The 19,757-nt window shown below is 65.8% G+C and carries 14 protein-coding genes; 8 read left to right on the forward strand and 6 right to left on the reverse strand.

The features are described from left to right. Positions 1-5: 5 nt before the first annotated feature. The 8 genes from mauD to ACF3ND_RS01705 all read left to right on the forward strand — a co-directional run bounded on the left by mauD (position 6) and on the right by ACF3ND_RS01705 (position 9,564). On the forward strand, positions 6-647 hold the full coding sequence (gene mauD / locus ACF3ND_RS01670; protein WP_394063638.1) for a methylamine dehydrogenase accessory protein MauD: 642 nt from the start codon (positions 6-8) through the stop codon (positions 645-647). Beyond that, positions 631-1,167 (forward strand): methylamine dehydrogenase light chain, encoded by a 537-nt coding sequence (locus ACF3ND_RS01675; protein ID WP_394063640.1) that lies wholly within the window; start codon positions 631-633, stop codon positions 1,165-1,167. Before mauD ends, ACF3ND_RS01675 begins: the two co-directional genes overlap by 17 nt. A 67-nt stretch (positions 1,168-1,234) precedes the next feature. Beyond that, positions 1,235-1,735 carry a cytochrome C gene (locus ACF3ND_RS01680; protein WP_394063642.1) on the forward strand — a complete coding sequence of 167 codons (501 nt, stop codon included), beginning with the start codon at positions 1,235-1,237 and terminating at the stop codon, positions 1,733-1,735. Between the two features lie 123 nt (positions 1,736-1,858). Beyond that, positions 1,859-2,809 (forward strand): helix-turn-helix domain-containing protein, encoded by a 951-nt coding sequence (locus ACF3ND_RS01685; RefSeq protein WP_394063644.1) that lies wholly within the window; start codon positions 1,859-1,861, stop codon positions 2,807-2,809. Between the two features lie 113 nt (positions 2,810-2,922). Then, positions 2,923-3,723 carry a hypothetical protein gene (locus ACF3ND_RS01690; protein WP_394063646.1) on the forward strand — a complete coding sequence of 267 codons (801 nt, stop codon included), beginning with the start codon at positions 2,923-2,925 and terminating at the stop codon, positions 3,721-3,723. Between the two features lie 31 nt (positions 3,724-3,754). After that, complete coding sequence (hemE, locus tag ACF3ND_RS01695; protein WP_394063648.1) at positions 3,755-4,831, forward strand: uroporphyrinogen decarboxylase; 1,077 nt, start codon at positions 3,755-3,757, stop codon at positions 4,829-4,831. Between the two features lie 286 nt (positions 4,832-5,117). Beyond that, the gene (locus ACF3ND_RS01700) at positions 5,118-7,220 is read left to right on the forward strand and encodes a primosomal protein N' (RefSeq protein WP_394063650.1); all 2,103 of its coding nucleotides are present in this window, start codon (positions 5,118-5,120) and stop codon (positions 7,218-7,220) included. A gap of 268 nt (positions 7,221-7,488) precedes the next feature. After that, a complete protein-coding gene (locus tag ACF3ND_RS01705) occupies positions 7,489-9,564 on the forward strand; it encodes a UvrD-helicase domain-containing protein (RefSeq protein ID WP_394063652.1) in 2,076 nt (691 codons plus the stop codon). A gap of 88 nt (positions 9,565-9,652) precedes the next feature. Here ACF3ND_RS01705 and ACF3ND_RS01710 read toward each other — a convergent pair whose 3' ends face one another. The 6 genes from ACF3ND_RS01710 to ACF3ND_RS01735 form a co-directional block, all read right to left on the reverse strand. After that, positions 9,653-9,889, reverse strand: a complete 237-nt coding sequence (locus ACF3ND_RS01710) for a hypothetical protein (protein ID WP_394063653.1) — start codon at positions 9,887-9,889, stop codon at positions 9,653-9,655. 329 nt (positions 9,890-10,218) lie between these two features. Beyond that, positions 10,219-11,247, reverse strand: coding sequence for an Rpn family recombination-promoting nuclease/putative transposase (locus ACF3ND_RS01715; RefSeq protein WP_394063655.1), 1,029 nt, complete (start codon positions 11,245-11,247; stop codon positions 10,219-10,221). A 121-nt stretch (positions 11,248-11,368) separates the two neighbouring features. Continuing rightward, the gene (locus ACF3ND_RS01720; protein WP_394063657.1) at positions 11,369-12,841 is read right to left on the reverse strand and encodes a glutamate synthase subunit beta; all 1,473 of its coding nucleotides are present in this window, start codon (positions 12,839-12,841) and stop codon (positions 11,369-11,371) included. A 34-nt stretch (positions 12,842-12,875) separates the two neighbouring features. Continuing rightward, complete coding sequence (locus tag ACF3ND_RS01725; RefSeq protein ID WP_394063659.1) at positions 12,876-17,621, reverse strand: glutamate synthase-related protein; 4,746 nt, start codon at positions 17,619-17,621, stop codon at positions 12,876-12,878. 226 nt (positions 17,622-17,847) lie between these two features. Next, positions 17,848-18,591 carry an enoyl-CoA hydratase/isomerase family protein gene (locus ACF3ND_RS01730; RefSeq protein WP_394063661.1) on the reverse strand — a complete coding sequence of 248 codons (744 nt, stop codon included), beginning with the start codon at positions 18,589-18,591 and terminating at the stop codon, positions 17,848-17,850. Positions 18,592-18,611: 20 nt separating this feature from the next. Then, complete coding sequence (locus tag ACF3ND_RS01735; protein WP_394063663.1) at positions 18,612-19,583, reverse strand: NAD(P)H-dependent flavin oxidoreductase; 972 nt, start codon at positions 19,581-19,583, stop codon at positions 18,612-18,614. Positions 19,584-19,757: the final 174 nt, after the last annotated feature.

The following is a 19,757-nucleotide window of genomic DNA, read 5'->3' on the forward strand; positions in this document are numbered from 1 at the left end:
CAAACATGACAGCTTTGATGATTTCCAATGTCATTCTGTGGGTGGTCGTGCTGGCGCTGGTGCTGGTCGTGCTCGCCCTGTCGCGCCAGATCGGCGTGCTGTACGAACGCGTGGCGCCCATGGGCGCGCTGACCATGGACAAGGGACCCCAGGTGGGCGATGCCGCGCCGGTGCTGGAGCTGCAGGACCTGCGCGGGCGCCCCGTGTCGGTGGGCGTGGCGCGGCCCCGCAGCCAGTTGATCTTCTTCATGTCGCCCACCTGCCCGGTGTGCAAGAAGCTGCTGCCCATCCTGAAGTCCATCCAGGGCTCGGAAGGTCAATGGGTGGACATCGTGCTGGCCAGCGACGGCGAAATGCCCGAGCACCTGGCCTTTTATCAGAAGGCCCAGCTGGACGCCTTCCCCTATGTGCTGTCCACGCAGCTGGGCATGGGCTTCCAGATCAGCAAGCTGCCCTATGCCGTGCTGATCGACGAGGCCGGCGTGGTGCGGGCCAAGGGGCTGGTCAATTCGCGTGAGCAGCTCGAGAGCCTGTTCAACGCCAAGGAGCTGGGCGTGGCCTCGGCCCAGGAGTACCTGGCCGCGGGCGCCGGCATGAAGGAAGTGCAGATATCACGTAAGGAGAACGTCAATGCGTTGGCTGGATAAATTCGGGGAGGCCTTCTCCCGTTCGGTAGCCCACAAGGCGTCGCGCCGCAGCATGCTGCGCACCGTGGGCAAGATGATGGTGGGCTCGGCGTTCGTGCTGCCTGTGCTGCCGGTGGCCCGCGCCGCCGGCGGCGGGGGAGGCGGGCACCCCAGCCTGGACCTGGATTCGGTCAGCGAGGAGGAACTGAACTCCTGCGATTACTGGCGTCACTGCGCAGTGGACGGCTTTCTGTGTTCCTGCTGCGGCGGCACCACGACCACTTGCCCGCCCGGCTCCACGCCTTCGCCCATTTCGTGGATCGGCACCTGCCACAATCCGCATGACGGCAAGGACTACCTGATCAGCTACCACGATTGCTGCGGCAAGACGGCCTGCGGCCGCTGCCAGTGCAATACCCAGACGCGCGAGCGGCCGGGCTACGAGTTCTTCCTGCACAATGACGTCAACTGGTGCATGGCCAACGAGAACAGCACGTTCCACTGCACCACCTCGGTGCTGGTGGGGCTGGCCAAGAACTGACAGGCCCGCGGGCCGGATAGGGGCCGGGACGCCTTGCGGGGCGCCCGGCGACAAGGAGGCATTGACTGTGTTCACACGTTTGCGCCTGGCCTGTTGGAGCGCCCTGCTGCTGGCGCTGGCGCCGCTCGCGGACGCCCAGGAGGAAATGACGGGGACGGGCGACTACCTGCAAAGCTCCCAGGCCTTCAAGGACTACATGCTGCAGTGCGCGGGATGCCATCGCTACGACGGCCGTGGCCTGTCGCATCGCGGCATTCCGGATTTCAACCAGTCCATCGGGCTGTTCACGCGCCTGCCCGCCGGGCGGCAATACATGATACGGGTGCCGGGCGCGGCCCAGTCGCAGCTGGACAATGCGGAACTGGCCCGGGTGCTGAACTGGATCGTGGCCAAGTACAGCCCCGAGGACATCACCCCGGACTACAAACCCTTCACGTCCGCGGAGGTCGGGGCCTCGCGCCGCCAGCGCTTTGACGATGTCCTGCAGGCGCGCACCGCCTTGACCCGGCAGTTGCAGGACATGGGGCTGGAGCCCGCGCCGTACACCTACGGCTCCATGGAACGCTGAAAGGCCGGGTTAACGACCGTAGACGCTTGAATTTTTTAAAGCTATAAAAAATCAGCGGGACGCTCTGGCGCGTCCCGGTTCCGATCAACGGCGGCGGCCGCATCCGGCCTTCAGGCAATGTCCATGTTATTGCGCACTCCTTCTTCCTCCTTCAAGAGCCTGGCGGCCTGGCAGGAGGTGGTGTGCGATTATTTCGTGCCGCTGGAGATCCAGCCGGCCTCGCGGCGCGGCTTCTGCAACCTGGCCGCCAGCGACCGGCTGGGCGCGGTCGGCATCACCGAACTGCGCACCAGCGCCCAGCGCGTGCGCCGCACGCAGGCCCTGGCCAGCCAGTCCGAGCAGGCCCTGTACAAGGTGACGCTGCAATTGAGCGGCAGCAGCCAGATCGAGCAGGACAATCGCCGCAGCGTGCTGCAGGCCGGGCAATGGGGCATCTACGACACCACCCGGCCCTACGAAGTCTCGGTGGAGGACCGGTCGCACTTCCTGGTGCTGCAGTTCCAGGAGGAGCGCCTGCTGTCCTGGCAGCCCTGGCTGCGCGACGCGGTGGCGCGGTCCTTTACCGCGGCCACCGGGCCGGCCCGCATCGCGATGGACATGCTGCGGCTGGGCCTGGAGGAGCGCGGCAGTCTGTCGGCCTCGGCGCTGGCCGAGCTGTCGGACACCGTGATCCGCATGATGGGCCTGAGCCTGGCCGAAGGGCGTGCGGCGCCCACGGAATCGGCCCTGGACGAGGTGCGGCGCGGCCAGTTGCTGCAGATCCAGCAGCATATCCAGGCGCATCTGGGCGATCCGGGCCTGACGGCCCAGGCGCTGGCCGCGCAGTTCCGCATATCGCGCCGCTATCTGTACAAGCTGTTCGAGCGGCAGGGCCAGGCGCCGGCCGACTATATTCTGGCCGCCCGCCTGGAGCGGGCCTGCCAGATGCTGGCCGATGGCAATCCGGGGCGCCAGATCAGCGAACTGGCCTGGCAGGTCGGCTTTTCCGACGCCGCGGTGTTCAGCCATGCTTTCCGGCGCCGCTTCGGGGTCTCGCCCACGGAGTGGCGGCGCTCCCGGATCGGGGCCGAGTAAGTAAAGTTACGTAGACAGAATTCCGACTGTTTCCGACAGGTGGCGCTCCCTATCCTAGAAGACATGAATCGGGCGGCCGGCGTGGCCCGCCCGCCGTCTCAAGGAATGCCCCCATGCGTCATCATCTGGACTGCGTCCTTCTCCATACCCGCCCCGGCTGGGCCGACGATCTGCTGGCTGCGACCCCGGCCTGCGAACGCCTGCAACTGCACGCGCTGCTGGCCCCGCCCGCACCCCATCCCGACCAGGACTATCTGTTCCTGCGCCGCTCCTCGGCCCTGCTGCTGCGCTTCGACGCCTGTCTCATCCCCATCGAGGAAGCCACATTGGCCAGCACCCGCCGGGCCCTGTCGGCCGCGCAGGCAAGCCTGCCCATACCCGTCTTCGGCCTGGTGCGCCACATCAAGGCGGCCGCGCTCCTGGACCTGCTGCAGCTGGGCCTGGCCGACTATGTGCGCGAACCCTTGTGCCTGGAAGACCTGCGCGCCCGCATCAATCGCCATCGCCTGTACGCCGGGCCGCCGGGCGTGACTGAACCGCGGCAGCCGGGTCGGCTACACTATAGGGTGCAGGAGTGCCAGGATCTGGTCTTGCACCCCGGCCCGACGGAGCAGCGCCTGTCGCAGACCATCCTGCAGCAGGAAGGCACCACCCTGGACGCCTACGCGGCGGCCGTGGCGTCGCGCTATGCGTGCAGCCAGGAATCCTTCAAGGAAGCCAAGGGGCGGATCGTCGCCCGCTTCGAGCAGGCCTATATCCACGCCGCCCTCGACCGCCACAGCGGCAACATCGCCATGGCGGCCCGCTCCGCGCAAAAGCACCGGCGTGCTTTCTGGGCCCTGATGCGCAAGCACCACATCGATGCCTCGCGCTTTCGATCCGCGTCAAACCCAAACGAAGAACACGATGGTTAAAATCAACAGGCATTTTTGAATAGGGATTGCCGTGTCTTTACCTCAACTGAAAAACGATGTCTTGCTGCGTTCGCTGCTGCGTGAACCTGTTCCTTATACGCCCATCTGGCTGATGCGCCAGGCGGGCCGCTACCTGCCTGAATACAACGCCACGCGCGCGCAGGCCGGATCGTTCATGGGGCTGGCACAGAATCCCGAATTCGCCTGCGAAGTCACGCTGCAGCCCTTGCGCCGCTTCGGGCTGGACGCCGCCATCCTGTTCTCGGACATCCTCACCGTGCCCGACGCCATGGGCCTGGGCCTGGATTTCGTGGCCGGCGAAGGGCCGCGCTTCGCCCGCCCCGTGCGCACCGAAGCCGACGTGCAGGCCCTGGAAGTCCCTGACCTGGGCAAGCTGCAGTACGTGTTCGACGCCGTGTCCCTGATCCGCAAGGAGCTGGACGGCAAGGTGCCGCTCATCGGCTTTGCCGGCAGCCCCTGGACCATCGCCTGCTACATGGTGGAAGGCCAGGGGTCGGACGACTACCGCCTGGTCAAGAGCATGCTGTACCAGCGTCCGGACCTCATGCACCGCATGCTGGAGATCAACGCCCGCACCACGCAGCAATACCTGAACGCCCAGATCCGCGCCGGCGCCCAGGCCGTCATGCTGTTCGACAGCTGGGGCGGCGTGCTGTCCGACTCCCTGTTCCAGCAGTTCTCCCTGCAGTACACCCGCCAGGTGGTGGACGGCCTGATCCGCGAGCATGACGGTCGCCGCGTGCCCATCATCGTGTTCACCAAGGGCGGCGGCCAATGGCTGGAAGACATCGCCGCCTGCGGCGCCGACGCCGTGGGCGTGGACTGGACCGTCAACCTGACGCGCGCCCGCGCCCGCGTCCAGGACAAGGTGGCCTTCCAGGGCAACCTGGACCCCATGACCATGTTCGGCGGCGAAGCCGCCATCCGTTCGGAGGCCCGGCGCGTGCTGGAGGACTTCGGCCCAGTGAGGCAAGGCGGCCATGTGTTCAACTTCGGCCACGGCATTTCGCGCTTCACGGACCCCGAGGCCGTCGGCATCCTGGTCGACGAAGTGCATTCCTACAGCAGCCGCTTCCACGGCGCCTGACGGACCTGGCTCGCCGCCCCCCTGGCGGCGGCGAGCCAGGGTTATGCACACCTTGTCGACCCGCCACGATACACCTGCATTCCAGATTTGATTTTAATATTAGCCAATAACTTATTGATATTTATAGTTTTTACTGAAAATCAATGATCCGGGCAATTAAATTGTATCTGTGCTTGCATCTTTTCCCAGTTTATTCATCTCATTTTCCCCAAAGTTATCCACAGTTCTGTAAGGCCTTGAGTTATCAGGCTTTCAGCCTTTTTCGCCTCTCTACCAGGGTCATTCCATGACTGCCGATCCCGCCGCCATCCCTTCCCCGGCTACTGAACGCGCCGAAGGACCCTGCTGGCTGCACGTCGCGCTGGACGTGCCCCTGGACGGGGTCTTCGACTACCAGCATGCCGATGCGGTGCAGGTCGGCCAGAGGGTCATCGTCACCTTCGGACGGCGCCAGATGATAGGCGTGGTGGTCGCCCTGCCGCAGCAGCCTTCCTACCCGCCCGAGCAGGTCAAGCCCATCGATCAGGTCCTGGACGATCTGCCGCCTTTCCCGCCCGACTGGCTGCGCATGGCGCGTTTCGCCGCCGCGTACTATCACCGCCCTCTGGGCGAGGTCATGATGCCGGCGCTGCCCGGACCGCTGCGCAAGCCTTCCGCCTATCTGGGCAAGCGCTCCGCGGGCGGCCCGGTGCGCCGCATGGCCAAGCGCAAGCCGCGCCAGGTCGAGCCCGTCGACCCCGACCTGCTGCCCACGCTGAATCCCGAGCAACAGGCGGCGGTGGACGGCATCCTGGCCGCGGGCGAGGGCGGCTGCGTACTGCTGCACGGCGTCACCGGCAGCGGCAAGACGGAAGTCTATATGCGCGCGCTGGAACAGGTGCTGGCGGCGGGCCGCCAGGTGCTGTTCATGGTGCCGGAGATCAATCTGACGCCCCAGTTCGAGCAGGTGCTGCGCGCCCGTCTGGCGCGCGTGCTGCCGGGCGACGTGCTGGCGGTGCTGCACAGCGGCCTGTCCGAAGGCGATCGGCTGCGCGCCTGGCTGCGGGTGGCCAGCGGCCAGGCGCGCATCCTGCTGGGGACGCGCCTGTCCATCTTCACGCCCATGCCCGAACTGGGCCTGATCATCGTGGACGAAGAACACGACACGTCCTACAAGCAGCAGGACGGCTTGCGCTACTCGGCGCGCGACCTGGCCGTCTGGCGCGGCCATGACCTGAAGATCCCGGTGGTGCTGGGTTCGGCCACGCCCTCTCTGGAAAGTTGGAATCATGCCCGCCAGGGGCGCTACGCGCTGCTCAGCCTGCCCAACCGCGCGCGGGCCGTGTCGCTGCCCCGGGTGCGGCTGGTGGACACGCGCCGCCTGCGCCTGGAATCGGGCTTTTCACCGCAATTGCTCGATGCGCTGGAGGCCTGCCTGGACCGGGGCGAACAGTCTCTGGTGTTCATCAATCGGCGCGGCTATGCGCCTGTGCTGCATTGCGCCTCCTGCGGCTGGCTGTCGCAATGCCCGCGCTGCACGGTGTATACCGTGCTGCATCGGCAATCGGGCTATCGCCATAATCTGCAATGCCACCATTGCGGCTACCAGGCGCCGGTCCCGCGCGCCTGCCCCGATTGCGGCGACCAGGACCTGCAGCCCATGGGCAGGGGCACGCAGCGCATCGAGGAGTTCCTGGGCGAACATTTCCCGTCGGCGCGCATCGCCCGCATCGATGCCGACAGCACGCGCCTGAAGGGCAGCGCCCAGCAGTTGTTCGAGCAGGTGCACGCGGGCGCGGTCGACATCATGGTGGGCACGCAGATGGTGGCCAAGGGGCATGACTTCACCCGGCTCAGCGTGGTGGGCGTGCTCAATGCCGACGCCACCCTGTTCGCCCACGATTTCCGCGCGCCGGAGCGCCTGTTCGCCCAGTTGATGCAGGTAGCCGGCCGCGCCGGCCGCCACACGGAAGGCGCGGACGTCATCATCCAGACCGGCTACCCGGAGCAGGCCGTCTACCAGAGCCTGGTGCGTCACGATTACATCGGCTTCGCCCAGGCGGCCCTCTCCGAGCGCGAGTCCGTGGGCCTGCCGCCTTTCGCCTATCAGGTGCTGCTGTCCGCCGAGGCGGCCCAACTGGCCGACGCCATACGCCTGCTGACGCAGGCGCGCCGCCTGCCTGAAGAACATCCCCAGGATTATCCCGGCGCCGACCAGGTCTTCCTGTATGATCCTGTACCGTTGCGCGTGGTGCGGGTGGCCAGGGTGGAACGCGCCCAGCTGCTCCTGGAAAGCGTGCACAGGCCGGCCTTGCAGGCATTCGTGCGCCATTGGGCGCCCCGGGTCGCGGAACTGGCCCGACAGCAGAAAATCCGCATCACCATCGAAGTCGATCCGCTTGAAATCTAGGGCCTGTCAACATTATTCAAGGAGGCGCGAAGGCATGAAAGCCCCTTTCAATCAAGGCGTACGTCGTGGTGCGTATGTCGATACGCACAAGATGTGCAACACCGAGTGGAAGGGGCTTTCATGCCTGCCCGAAGGGTTCGAGCCAGAGCGGACCGTTCTTTGCCTTGCCCATCCTTTCAAGGCATCCGGCCTTGCTGCGGCGGGCGCCTTGCACCCAATCCGCTTTGGCTCGAACGCGAGCTCCTTGAATAGTATTGGCAGGCCCTAAATGTCCAACCCATTGCCCACGCCCGGTCACACGGTTCCCACCGACCTGAACGCCATGCAGCGCCAGGCGGTGCTCTACATGGACGGGCCCTGCCTGGTCCTGGCGGGCGCGGGCAGCGGCAAGACGCGGGTGATCACCCAGAAGATCGCCTATCTGCTGCGCGAATGCGGCTACAGCGGCCGGCAGGTGGTGGCGCTCACCTTCACCAACAAGGCGGCGCGCGAGATGAACGAGCGCATCCGGGCCCTGGTGGACCCCAAGCTGCTGCGCGGCCTGACCGTCAGCACGTTCCACTCGCTGGGCCTGCGCATGCTGCGCGAAGAAGCTCAGCATGTGGGCCTGAAGCCGCGCTTTTCCATCCTGGATTCGAACGACGCGCTGGCCATCATCCAGGAACTGCTGGCCACGACCGACAAGGCGCGCCTGAAAGCCGTGCAGCAGGAAATTTCCCTGTGGAAGAACGCCCTGATGGGTCCGGACGAGGCCGAGCGCGCCGCCAGCTCGCCCAGCCAGATCGAGGCCGCCCGGGTCTACCGCAGCTACGCCGCCACCCTGATCGCCTATCAGTCGGTGGATTTCGATGACCTGATCCGCCTGCCCGCCCAACTGATGGAAGAAAATCCCGAGGTGCGCGAACGCTGGCAGCACCGGGTGCAGTACCTGCTGGTGGATGAATACCAGGACACCAATCTGTGCCAGTACCGGCTGGTGCGCAGCCTGACCGGGCAGCGCGCCATGTTCACCGTGGTGGGCGACGACGATCAGGCCATCTACGCCTGGCGCGGCGCCACGGTGGAAAACCTGGCCCAGCTGCCTACCGATTACCCGACGCTGCGCGTCATCAAGCTGGAGCAGAACTACCGTTCCGTGCAGCGCATCCTGCACGCCGCCAACAATGTCATCGGCAACAATCCGGTGGTGTTCGGCAAGAAGCTCTGGTCGGACCTGGGTTATGGCGAGCCCATCCAGGTCAGCGCCGCCGACGACGAACAGGCCGAGGCCGAATCGGTGGCCATACGCCTGTCGGCCGAACGCTTCGAGCGCCAGGCGCAATGGCGCGACTTCGCCATCCTGTATCGCGGCAACCACCAGGCGCGCGTATTCGAGCAGGCCCTGCGCAATCTGCGCATCCCCTATACGATCTCGGGCGGCCAAAGCTTTTTCGACAAGGCCGAGGTGCGCGACATCCTGGCCTATCTGCGCCTGATCGCCAACGACGAGGACGATCCGGCCTTCATCCGCGCGGCCACCACGCCGCGGCGCGGCATCGGGCAGGCCACTTTGCAGGTGCTGGGCCAGTTCGCCGCCGAACAGAAACTGTCCCTGTTCGCCGCCGTCTTCCAGATCGCCCTGACCGATCGCCTGCCGGAGCGCCAGCTCGAACCCTTGCAGGTCTTCGCCCAGTTCATCCAGCGCATCCAGCAACGGGCCGACCGGGTGGACAGCGATTTGGAAGAACATGAAACCGCCGTCAGCGAACTGCTGGGCGAGTTGCTGCGGGCCATCGACTACGAACGCTATCTGTACGACATGTTCGATGAGCGCCCCGCCCAGACCCGTTGGGAAAACGTGCTGGAACTGCTCACCTGGCTCAAGGCCAAGGCGCTGGATGACCAGCTCAGCCTGAACGACCTGGTCCAGCGCGTGGCGCTCATCACCATGCTGGAGCGCGGCGAGGACGAAGACCCCGATGCGGTCAAGCTGTCTACGCTGCACGCCTCCAAGGGTCTGGAGTATCCGCATGTGTTTCTGGTGGGCGTGGAAGAGGGCTTGCTGCCGCACGTGGGGCGGGATGACGAGGACATCGCGCCGGAGCGCGAAGCCGAGGTCCTGGCGCAGCGCATCCAGGAAGAGCGCCGCCTGATGTACGTGGGCATCACGCGAGCCCAGCGCAGCCTGCGCCTGACCTGGTGCAAGAAGCGCCGCCGCGCCCGGGAGAACCTGGTGCGCGAGCGCTCGCGCTTCGTGGACGAAATGAAAATAGAGGAACCCGCCGCCCAGGAAGATCCGGCTCAGGCGGCCATGAGCCCCAAGCAACGCCTGGACATGCTCAAGAACCTGCTCAACAGGACTTAGGTCCGGAAAAAACAAAAGCCTGCTGAATCAGCAGGCTTTTCAACATCAACCGATGATCTGGTTGCGGTGTACAGCGGTGTTGCGTGGATTACCAGTAGCAGGCCGACATGCGAGCGTCGCGGATGCGGGCTTCGTCCAATGCACGGGTAACGCTGACGAGATAGTTGAACACACTACGCGCGGCGCGGGAGATCAGCGACGAGCCTTCCTTGGTCAGCGCTACGAGAGACACGGATTCACCGTTTTCCAGGGCATGCTGCATAACCCCACGCTCAACAGCGTCACTCCAGTGGATGTAGTGCGAGTAAGTGGTCATGGTAGACATTTCGTTTGCCTTTATGGTGAAGGTCTGACTGAAAGAGATTTCATTATAGGGTTTTCCCTAGGGTTAAAGCAAGGGTAAACCCTAGGTGGCCCTAGGGTTGTGGTTTTTTAGGGAAAACCCTAGGTTTCATGAAAAAATAACCAGAAATCATGAACTTGATTATCAGTCAGTCAGTCAGTCAGTCAGTCAGTCAGTCAGTCAGTCAGTCAGTCATGCCTTGCCGCGCCGATGGCGCCAGGCTGATGCGCGTCGGCTCAGGAAAACGTCAGATGACGCCAAGAGGGCGGGGCGATAAAGCCGGCCGCATGCGCATCGCCGGGGGGGCCTGCTCAAAACCGAGGTTTTGTTGAACGGTCAGGAGACGGGCTGAAGACCTCTTCCAAGGTTTGAGCCTGCAGCAGCCGGATGCTCCAGGCCTGCAACTGGGCCAGATCGGCCTGGGCGAGCAGCTCCCAATGGGCTTGGGAAAGACGGCCGAATTTATGGCGCATCTGGCGGCTGAGCAACGAACGGTGCGATTGTAGTCGTCCTACTTGTATACCTTTCTGAATGCCTTGCTGCCGTCCTTGCGCCAGCCATTGATGAGTCCAGGAATATGAATGATCGATGAGCATGGCTTGGATCTCCAGCAGTTGGTCAAAACGAGGCAGAGTCAAGTGGGGGAGATGGCGGGGCAGGAGCACGCGGTTGACCCAGATTGCCAGGTCTCGCTGCAGGCACGGGTCGGGAAGGGTGCAATGAACAGTGTGCAGCAAGTCCGCTAGATGAACCAGGCCCTGGTTGTGCTCCATTTGGCAAATCAGCATCAATGGATCTTCAGGCGGCAATAAGCCTGTAAGGACCTGTTTTTTCTGGTCGAAAAGCAAAATATCTTGCCGGGGCCTGTGGCACTCCAGCCACGGACTTGGTGCTGCATCGATCAGATTCTGGATGCGGACAGGCTGGGGCCAGGGGCGCCGGCCGCTATAGGGGATGACAGGCAGCAGCCAGGGCAGTTTTTCCTTGCGGCGGGGATAGGCGCGCTGCAAGGCCTGATAGTGCAGCACGGTATAGGTAAGCATGCGCAGCGGCATGGCATGGTCCGGCTGGGACTGGTGTTCGATCAGCAGCGCGATGGGATTCTGTCCGCACTGCCGCGCAGGAATGTTCCAGACCAGATCGGCTTGGCGGTTCTGCAGGTCGGGGCCGACATAGACTGGCGAGGCAGGCTGTGCCTGATCCAACCGCCAGCGCTGCAGGAGAGGACCCGCAAGGACGGCTCTTGCCAGGGCCTGGAGCAGCACGCGATGAGAAAAAAGCCGGCGGTAGCAACTGTCCTGCACATTCATGAAAGCCTCGCAAAGCACAGTCGCCAGCATGCGGGTTTTCAGCGCGCGGGGCTACGACGCAAGGCAGCGATTGTCCTGCGTGGAAATACCAGTCCGGACAAAAAAACCCGCCCGCAATGCGGACGGGTTCTCGAGGCGGGATGAGGCCAGGTCAGCGCGGCAGGGTGGAGCTGCCCATCAGGAACTGGTCCACTGAGCGCGCGCATTGGCGGCCTTCGCGGATGGCCCAGACGATCAGCGACTGGCCGCGGCGCATGTCGCCGGCGGCAAAGACCTTGGCGCGGCCGGTCTGGTAGTCCTCGGTGCTGGCGGCCACGTTGCCGCGTCCGTCGGGCTGCAGTTCGAAGGCGTCCAGCACCTGGCGCACGGGCGAGACAAAGCCCATGGCCAGCAGCACCAGGTCGGCGGGGAAGGTCATCTCCGAACCTTCCACGGGCGCCATGCTCATGCGGCCGGTCTCGGGGTCGGTCTGCCATTGCACGCGCACGGCGCGCAGCTGCCGGACCTGGCCGTCCTTGCCGTCCAGGCCCACGGTGCTGACGGCCCAGTCGCGCTCGCAGCCTTCCTCGTGGGACGAGGACGTGCGCAGCTTGGCAGGCCAGTAGGGCCAGACCAGGGCGGTGTTCTCCTGCTCGGGCGGACGCGGCATCAGTTCGAACTGGGTCACGGACTTGGCGCCCTGGCGATTGCTGGTGCCCACGCAGTCCGAGCCGGTGTCCCCGCCGCCGATCACGATGACGTGCTTGTCCTTGGCGCTGATGGCGGGCTTGCCGCGGTCGCCGGCCACCTGCTTGTTCTGGATGCGCAGAAAATCCATGGCCGGATGCACGCCGTCCAGCTCGCTGCCGGGCACATCCAGCATGCGGGGGGTCTCGGCGCCGCCGGCCAGCACGATGGCGTCGAACTGCTGATCCAGGTCTGCGGACGAGAGCACCGTCAGGCCCGGCTCGCGGGCGGCCGCGTCCTCGGCCCGGCCTATATAGGTGGACGGGCGAAATTCCACGCCTTCGGCTTCCATCTGGGCGATGCGGCGGTCCAGCAGGTGCTTGTCCAGCTTGAAGTCGGGGATGCCGTAGCGCATCAGGCCGCCGATACGGTCGCTCTTTTCGAACACCGTGACCTGGTGGCCGACGCGCGCCAACTGCTGGGCGCAGGCCAGGCCCGCCGGTCCGGAGCCGACGACGGCCACGCGCTTGCCGGTCTTCTGGCTGGGCGGCTGGGGCACGACCCAGCCGTTCTCCCAGCCCTTGTCGATGATGGCGTGCTCGATGGACTTGATGCCCACCGGCATGCGGTCGATGTTCAGCGTACAGGCCGCCTCGCAGGGCGCCGGGCAGATGCGGCCGGTGACTTCGGGGAAGTTGTTGGTGGAGTGCAGGACATCCAGCGCCTGCCGCCACTGCTGCCGGTAGACCAGATCGTTCCAGTCCGGAATGATGTTGTTCACCGGGCAGCCGTTGTGGCAGAAGGGGATGCCGCAGTCCATGCAGCGGGCCGCCTGCACGCCCGCCTGCTTGTCGTCCAGGGCCTGGACGAATTCCTTCCAGTGCTTGACCCGCGTCAGGGGCGCCTCGACCGCTTCCTGCAAACGTTGGTACTCAAGAAATCCAGTGGTCTTTCCCATGATGTTTCCGTTTCCTGATGGTGATGGGAAGGGTTCAGGCCGAAGCCGAACTGCGGGTTTTGCTGCTCTTGCGGGCGGGCTTGTCCTGCGCGGGCGCCTCCTGCGGCGGCTGCCACAGCTCGGTCAGCGCGCGGCGGTACTCGCGCGGAATCACTTTCACGAACTGCTGGCGGGCGCTGTCCCAGTCGCTGAGCAGCTCGCGCGCCTGGAAGCTGCCGGTGGCGCGGAAGTGGTCCTCGATCAGGCCGCGCAGAATGGCTTCGTCCGTCTGCCGGCCCGTGTCCGGGCTGCGGCTGTGCCAGCTGGAGATGTCGCTCTGCATTTCCTGATCGGCCTTGCTCAGCACCGGCTCCAGGTCCACCATGCCGGGATTGCAGCGCAATTGCAGGCGGCGCTCCGGATCCCAGACATAGGCCACGCCGCCGGACATGCCGGCCGCGAAGTTGCGGCCCACCTGGCCCAGCACCACCACGGTGCCGCCGGTCATGTATTCGCAGCCGTGGTCGCCCACGCCTTCGACCACCGCGCTGGCGCCGGAGTTGCGCACGGCGAAGCGTTCGCCGGCCACGCCGTTGAAGTAGGCCGAGCCGGCCAGGGCGCCGTACAGGACGGTATTGCCCACGATGATGTGCTCGGGTCCGTAGCCGCGGAAGTCATTGGGGGAGCGCACGATGATGCGGCCGCCCGACAGGCCCTTGCCCACGTAGTCGTTGGCCTCGCCCACCAGGTCCAGGGTGATGCCGCGAGCCAGGAAGGCGCCGAAGCTTTGGCCTGCCGTGCCGTTGCACTGGATGTGCAGGGTGTCGTCGGGCAGGCCGCGGTGGCCGTACTTCTTGGTGAACACGCCCGAAAGCATGGCGCCCACGCTGCGGTTGCGGTTGCGCACCGGGGTGATGAAGGACAGCGGCTTGCCTTCGTTCAGGGTGACGGCGCTGCGTTCGATCAGCTGCAGGTCCAGCGCGTGCTCCAGGCCGTGGTCCTGCACGCCGATCTGGCGCGGGGACTCGTCCGTGTCCACGCGGTGCAGCAGGCGCGAGAAGTCCAGGCCGCGCGCTTTCCAGTGTTCCACGCCGGCGCGCATGTCCAGCCAGTCGCTGCGTCCGACCATGTCGTCGAAGCGCCGCACGCCCAACTGGGCCATCAGTTCGCGCACTTCCTCGGCCACGAAGAAGAAATAGTTCACCACGTGCTCGGGCTTGCCCTGGAACTTGCGGCGCAGGACGGGATCCTGCGTGGCCACGCCCACCGGACAGGTGTTCAGGTGGCACTTGCGCATCATGATGCAGCCTTCCACGACCAGCGGGGCGGTGGCGAAGCCGAATTCGTCCGCGCCCAGCAGCGCGCCTATGACCACGTCGCGGCCGGTCTTCATCTGGCCGTCGGCCTGCACGCGGATGCGGCTGCGCAGGCGGTTCAGCAGCAGGGTCTGCTGGGTTTCGGCCAGGCCCAGCTCCCAGGGGGTGCCGGCATGCTTGATGGAGGAGATGGGGGAGGCGCCGGTGCCGCCGTCATGGCCGGCGATCACCACGTGGTCGGCCTTGGCCTTGGCCACGCCGGCCGCCACCGTGCCCACGCCCACCTTGGAGACCAGCTTGACCGAGATGTCGGCGCTGGCGTTGACGTTCTTCAGGTCGTGGATCAGCTGGGCCAGATCCTCGATGGAATAGATGTCGTGATGCGGCGGGGGCGAGATCAGGCCCACGCCGGGCACGGAATAGCGCAGCTTGGCGATGTACTCGGACACCTTGTGGCCGGGTAGCTGGCCGCCCTCGCCGGGCTTGGCGCCCTGGGCCATCTTGATCTGGATCTGGTCGGCGCTGCACAGGTATTCGGCCGAGACGCCGAAGCGGCCCGAGGCCACCTGCTTGATGCGCGAGCGCAGGGAGTCGTTCTCCTGCAGCTCCACGTGGGCGACCACGCGGTCCTCGCCCAGGATGCCGGCCAGCGTGTCGCCCTGGCGGATGCCGCTGGCGCCGTGCTGCATCTCGTGCTCGTAGCGGCGCTCGTCCTCGCCGCCTTCGCCGGTGTTGGACTTGCCGCCGATGCGGTTCATGGCCACGGCCAGCACGGCGTGGGCTTCGGTGGAGATGGAGCCCAGCGACATGGCGCCGGTCGCAAAGCGCTTGACGATCTCGCTGGCGGGCTCGACTTCGTCCAGCGGGATGGCGCGCGCCGGATCCAGGCGGAATTCGAACAGGCCGCGCAGCGTCATGTGGCGGCGGCTCTGGTCATTGATCAGGCGCGCATATTCCTTGTAGGTGCCGTAATTGTTGGCGCGGGTGGAATGCTGCAGCTTGGCGATGGAGTCCGGCGTCCACATGTGTTCTTCGCCGCGCACGCGCACGGCGTATTCGCCGCCCGCCTCCAGCTGGTTCTGCAGCACCGGGTCGTTGCCGTAGGCGGCCTGGTGCTGGCGCAGGGCCTCCTCGGCCACGGTGAAGATGTCTATGCCCTCGATGGGACAGGCGGTGCCCACGAAATACTTGTCGATCAGCGAGCGCGACAGGCCTATGGCCTCGAAGATCTGCGCGCCGGTGTAGGACATATAGGTGGAGATGCCCATCTTGGACATGACCTTGTACAGGCCCTTGTTGATGGCCTTGATGTAGTAGCTTTCCGCAGTGGCCGCCGCAATGCCGCTGGCCGGGTCCTGCGCCAGGTGCTGCAGGGTCTCGAAGGCCAGCCAGGGGTGCATGGCTTCGGCGCCGTAGCCGCCCAGCAGCGCGAAATGGTGCACTTCGCGGGCCGAACCGGTTTCCACCACCAGGCCGGTGCGGGTGCGCAGGCCGGCGCGGATCAGGTGCTGGTGGATGGCCGAGGTGGCCAGCAGCGCCGGAATGGCGACATGCTCGGCGTCGATGCGGCGATCGGTGATGATCAGGATGTTGTAGCCGCTGCGCACGGCATCGGCCGCGCGGGCGCACAGCGCGGCCACGCTGGCTTCGATGCCTTCGCGGCCCCACGCGCGCGGGTAGGTGATGTCCAGCTCGAAGCTGCGGAACTTGCCGTTGCTGGCCTGTTCCACGCGGCGGATCTGGTTCATCTCGGCCGGGCTCAGGATGGGCTGGGACACTTCCAGGCGCAGGGGCGGATTGACGTTGTTGATGTCCAGCAGGTTGGGCTTGGGGCCGATGAAGGACACCAGCGACATCACCATCTGCTCGCGGATCGGATCGATGGGCGGGTTGGTGACCTGGGCGAACAACTGGCGGAAATAGTTGTAGAAGGTCTTGGGCTTGTCGGACAGCACGGCCAGGGGGGCGTCGTTGCCCATGGAGCCGGTGGCTTCCTCGCCTTTGCCGGCCATGGGCTGCAGCACCACCTTCAGGTCTTCCTGGGTCCAGCCGAAGGCCTGCTGCTGGTCCAGCAGGTCGCGCTCGGACAGCTGGGTGCGCACGCCGGGCACGCCCGGCAGCGAATCCAGGCGCAGGCGCAGGCGGTCGATCCACTGCTTGTAGGGGTGGGCGTTGGCCAGCTGGGACTTGATCTCGGCGTCGGCTATGATGCGGCCCTGCTCCAGGTCGACGAGCAGCATCTTGCCCGGCTGCAGGCGCCATTTCTTGACGATGCGGTGTTCGGGTATGGGCAGGGTGCCGGCCTCGGAGGCCAGCACGATCATGTCGTCGTCGGTGATGACGTAGCGGGCCGGGCGCAGGCCATTGCGATCGAGCAGGGCGCCGATCTGCAGGCCGTCGGTGAAGGCCATGGCGGCCGGGCCGTCCCAGGGCTCCATCTGCGCGGCGTAGTATTCGTAGAAGGCGCGCCGGCTCTCGTCCATTTCGGCGTGCTGCTCCCAGGCCTCGGGCATCATGATCATCATGGCGTGGGGCAGGGAGTAGCCGGACATCACCAGCAGCTCCAGGCAGTTGTCGAAGGTGGCCGTGTCCGACTGGCCTTCGTAGACGATGGGGTAGAGCTTTTGCAGGTCGGCGCCCAGCACGGCCGATTCCATGGTGCCTTCGCGGGCGCGCAGCCAGTTGAAGTTGCCCTGCACGGTGTTGATCTCGCCGTTGTGGGCGATCAGGCGGTAGGGGTGGGCCAGCGGCCAGGCGGGGAAGGTGTTGGTGGAGAAGCGCTGGTGCACCAGCGCCAGGGCGGAACAGGCGCGGGTGTCGGCCAGGTCGCGGTAATAGCGGCCGACCTGGTCGGCCAGCAGCAGGCCTTTGTAGACCACGGTGCGCACCGAGGCCGAAGGCACGAAGTATTCCTGTCCGTGGGCCAGCTGCATGCGGTGGATGGCATGGCTGGCGGTCTTGCGTATGACGTACAGCTTGCGCTCCAGGGCGTCGGGCACCATGACGTCCGGGCCGCGGCCGATGAACAGCTGGCGGATCACAGGCTCATTGGCCTTGACGGTGGGCGACATGGGCATGGTGGTGTCCACGGGCACGTCGCGCCAGCCCAGCAGCACCTGCCCTTCGGCGCGCACGGCGCGCTCCAGCTCCTGCTCGCAGGCCAGGCGCGAGGCGGTCTCCTTGGGCAGGAACACCATGGCCACGCCGTATTCGCCGGGCGGCGGCAGGGTCACGCCCTGGGCCGCCATCTCTTCGCGGTACAACTGGTCGGGGATCTGGATGAGGATGCCTGCGCCGTCGCCCATCAGGGGATCGGCTCCCACTGCGCCGCGGTGGTCCAGGTTTTCGAGGATTTTCAGGCCTTGGGTGATGATGGCGTGGCTCGCCTGGCCTTTGATGTGTGCAATAAAGCCGACGCCGCAGGCGTCGTGTTCATTGGCGGGGTGGTACAAGCCTTGGGCTTGGGGGAGACAGGACTTTGTCATGGGGGGGCATCCGCAAAGAACGTTGTGAAGCGCTGCATTTGTTGCAGCGCAAAAAATAAAATACCGCCTTTTTTTTTTCTCGCGCAAGAATTTTTTTGCGATCGGGCAAAAAAAATTCCCGCCTCCCCCGATTTGCCCGTAAGCCGTGCCAGCCAAGGGTTTGGCTGTGGCGCCACGGCCGCAGGTCCGAATTGATGCTTGATGGTTTAACTAAAACGGCTCCCGCTCAGCCCGGGTTGCGGCGGGCCGCCATCTGCGCCAGGATCTGGCGGGCTTCGTCGCTTTGCAGCAATTGCAGGAAGAGCTGGCGCTCTCGTTCCAGCACCTCCAGCAGGGTCTGGCGCTGGGGCGCGCGCAGCAGTCTTTTGCTGGCGCGCAGAGCCAGGGGCGGCTGTTCGGCCAGCGTACGCGCGCAGGCGCGCGCCGCCTCCAGGCTGTTGCCCGGATCGGTGAGTTCGGTGAGCAGGCCGTCCTGCATGGCCTGCTCGGCCGTGAAGGCCTGCGACTGGAGAAGCCACTGGCTGGCCCGGCGCGGCCCCACGATCTGGGCCAGAAGGTGGCTGGACGCGCCTTCCGGGCACAGGCCCAGGGCGGTGAAGGGCATGCGCAGCCGGGCGTCGCGGGCGGCGAAGACGAAGTCCGCATGCAGCAGCAGCGTGACGCCTATGCCCACCGCATGGCCCTCCACGGCGACGATGATGGGGATGTCGGCCTGCACCAGGCTCTTGAGGAAGCGGATGGCGGGCGGCTCCTCGTCTGTCCGCACGCTGGACAGTTCGGACAGGTCGTTGCCGGCGCAGAAATGCTCTCCGGCTCCGTTCAGGATCAGGGCGCGCCACTGGGTGTTCCGGTCGGCCTGCCGGATCTGCTCGGCCAGCTCGTCGTACATGGCGTTGGTCAGGGCGTTGCGCCGTTCGGGGCGGTCCAGCGTGATTTCCAGCCAGTGTTCGGCAATATGGGTGCGTATCATGACGGTCTCCTGCGGACGGGTCAGGAAAAGGGGGAGTCCAGCAGTGCCTGCCGGGCCTGCCGGTACTCGGCCTGCAGCTGGGCCACGATGTCGGCCGTGGGCTGCACGGCGTCGATGCCGCCTATGCCCTGGCCGGCCCCCCAGATGTCGCGCCAGGCCTTGCTCAGGCCCGAACCGAAGTTCGTGTTGGCCGCGTGTTCCGGGTCCAGGCGTTCCGGATCCAGGCCGGCGGCGCGTATGCTGTCCTTCAGGTAGTTGCCCGGTATGCCGGTGAAGAAAGGCGTGTAGACGATGTCGGCGGCGCGGCCGCGCACGATCATGTTCTTGTATTCCTCGGAGGCGTTGGCCTCGGTGCTGGCGATGAAGCGCGTGCCGATGTAGGCCAGGTCGGCGCCCATGGCCTGCGCGGCCAGGATGTCGTGCCCGCGCGTCATGGCGCCGGACAGGGCGATGGGGCCGTCGAAGATGCGGCGGATCTCGTTGACCAGCACGAAGGGGCTGAGCGTGCCGGCATGGCCGCCGGCGCCGGCGGCGACCACGATCAGGCCGTCCACGCCGGCCTCCAGGGCTTTTTCCGCGTGCCGCAAGGTGGTGACGTCGTGAAAGACCTTGCCGCCCCAGGCGTGCACCTGCGGGACGATTTCCTGGGGCGCGCGCAGGCTGGTGATGACCAGCGGCACGCGATGGTCGGCGCAGACCGCCAGGTCCTGCTCCAGCCTGTCGTTGGACTGGTGGATGATGTGGTTGATGGCGTAGGGGGCGATGCGGCGCTCGGGATGCCGCTCGCGCAGGTCGGCCAGGGCGGCGTCGATCTCGTCCAGCCAGTCCTTGAGGCGTTCCTGGGGCCGCGCGTTCAGGGCGGGCACCGAGCCTATGATGCCGCTGGCGCACTGGGCGATGACCAGCGCCGGGCAGGACACGATGAACATGGGCGCCGCCATGACGGGCAGGGACAGGGACTGGTAGAGCTGCTGGGTCAAGGTCGAAGGCATGAGCCGGGTCTCCTGGAAACGGAATACGCGCCCCGCCGGCAAGCCTGAGCGGGGTTTTAAGAACCTGTTCAATGTCTTTTCGTGATGCCTGCCGGGCTGGCAGCCCGCCTGCGCCTTGCATCCGCAGACTGGCAGGAGCAACGGTCGCCATGAAAAGACATTGAGCAGGTCCTG

This window comes from Alcaligenes sp. WGS1538 (assembly GCF_043187505.1).
GTDB lineage: Bacteria > Pseudomonadota > Gammaproteobacteria > Burkholderiales > Burkholderiaceae_B > Alcaligenes.

What these genes read in the sequence shown, in the direction of transcription:
- ACF3ND_RS01730 (WP_394063661.1), bottom strand. Translation starts at nt 18,591, where the DNA reads ATGATACGCACCCATATTGCCGAACACTGGCTGGAAATCACGCTGGAC.
- ACF3ND_RS01705 (WP_394063652.1), top strand. Translation starts at nt 7,489, where the DNA reads ATGTCCAACCCATTGCCCACGCCCGGTCACACGGTTCCCACCGACCTG.
- ACF3ND_RS01735 (WP_394063663.1), bottom strand. Translation starts at nt 19,583, where the DNA reads ATGCCTTCGACCTTGACCCAGCAGCTCTACCAGTCCCTGTCCCTGCCC.
- mauD (WP_394063638.1), top strand. Translation starts at nt 6, where the DNA reads ATGACAGCTTTGATGATTTCCAATGTCATTCTGTGGGTGGTCGTGCTG.
- ACF3ND_RS01720 (WP_394063657.1), bottom strand. Translation starts at nt 12,841, where the DNA reads ATGGGAAAGACCACTGGATTTCTTGAGTACCAACGTTTGCAGGAAGCG.
- ACF3ND_RS01715 (WP_394063655.1), bottom strand. Translation starts at nt 11,247, where the DNA reads ATGCTGGCGACTGTGCTTTGCGAGGCTTTCATGAATGTGCAGGACAGT.
- ACF3ND_RS01685 (WP_394063644.1), top strand. Translation starts at nt 1,859, where the DNA reads ATGTTATTGCGCACTCCTTCTTCCTCCTTCAAGAGCCTGGCGGCCTGG.
- ACF3ND_RS01690 (WP_394063646.1), top strand. Translation starts at nt 2,923, where the DNA reads ATGCGTCATCATCTGGACTGCGTCCTTCTCCATACCCGCCCCGGCTGG.
- ACF3ND_RS01700 (WP_394063650.1), top strand. Translation starts at nt 5,118, where the DNA reads ATGACTGCCGATCCCGCCGCCATCCCTTCCCCGGCTACTGAACGCGCC.
- ACF3ND_RS01675 (WP_394063640.1), top strand. Translation starts at nt 631, where the DNA reads ATGCGTTGGCTGGATAAATTCGGGGAGGCCTTCTCCCGTTCGGTAGCC.
- ACF3ND_RS01710 (WP_394063653.1), bottom strand. Translation starts at nt 9,889, where the DNA reads ATGTCTACCATGACCACTTACTCGCACTACATCCACTGGAGTGACGCT.
- ACF3ND_RS01725 (WP_394063659.1), bottom strand. Translation starts at nt 17,621, where the DNA reads ATGACAAAGTCCTGTCTCCCCCAAGCCCAAGGCTTGTACCACCCCGCC.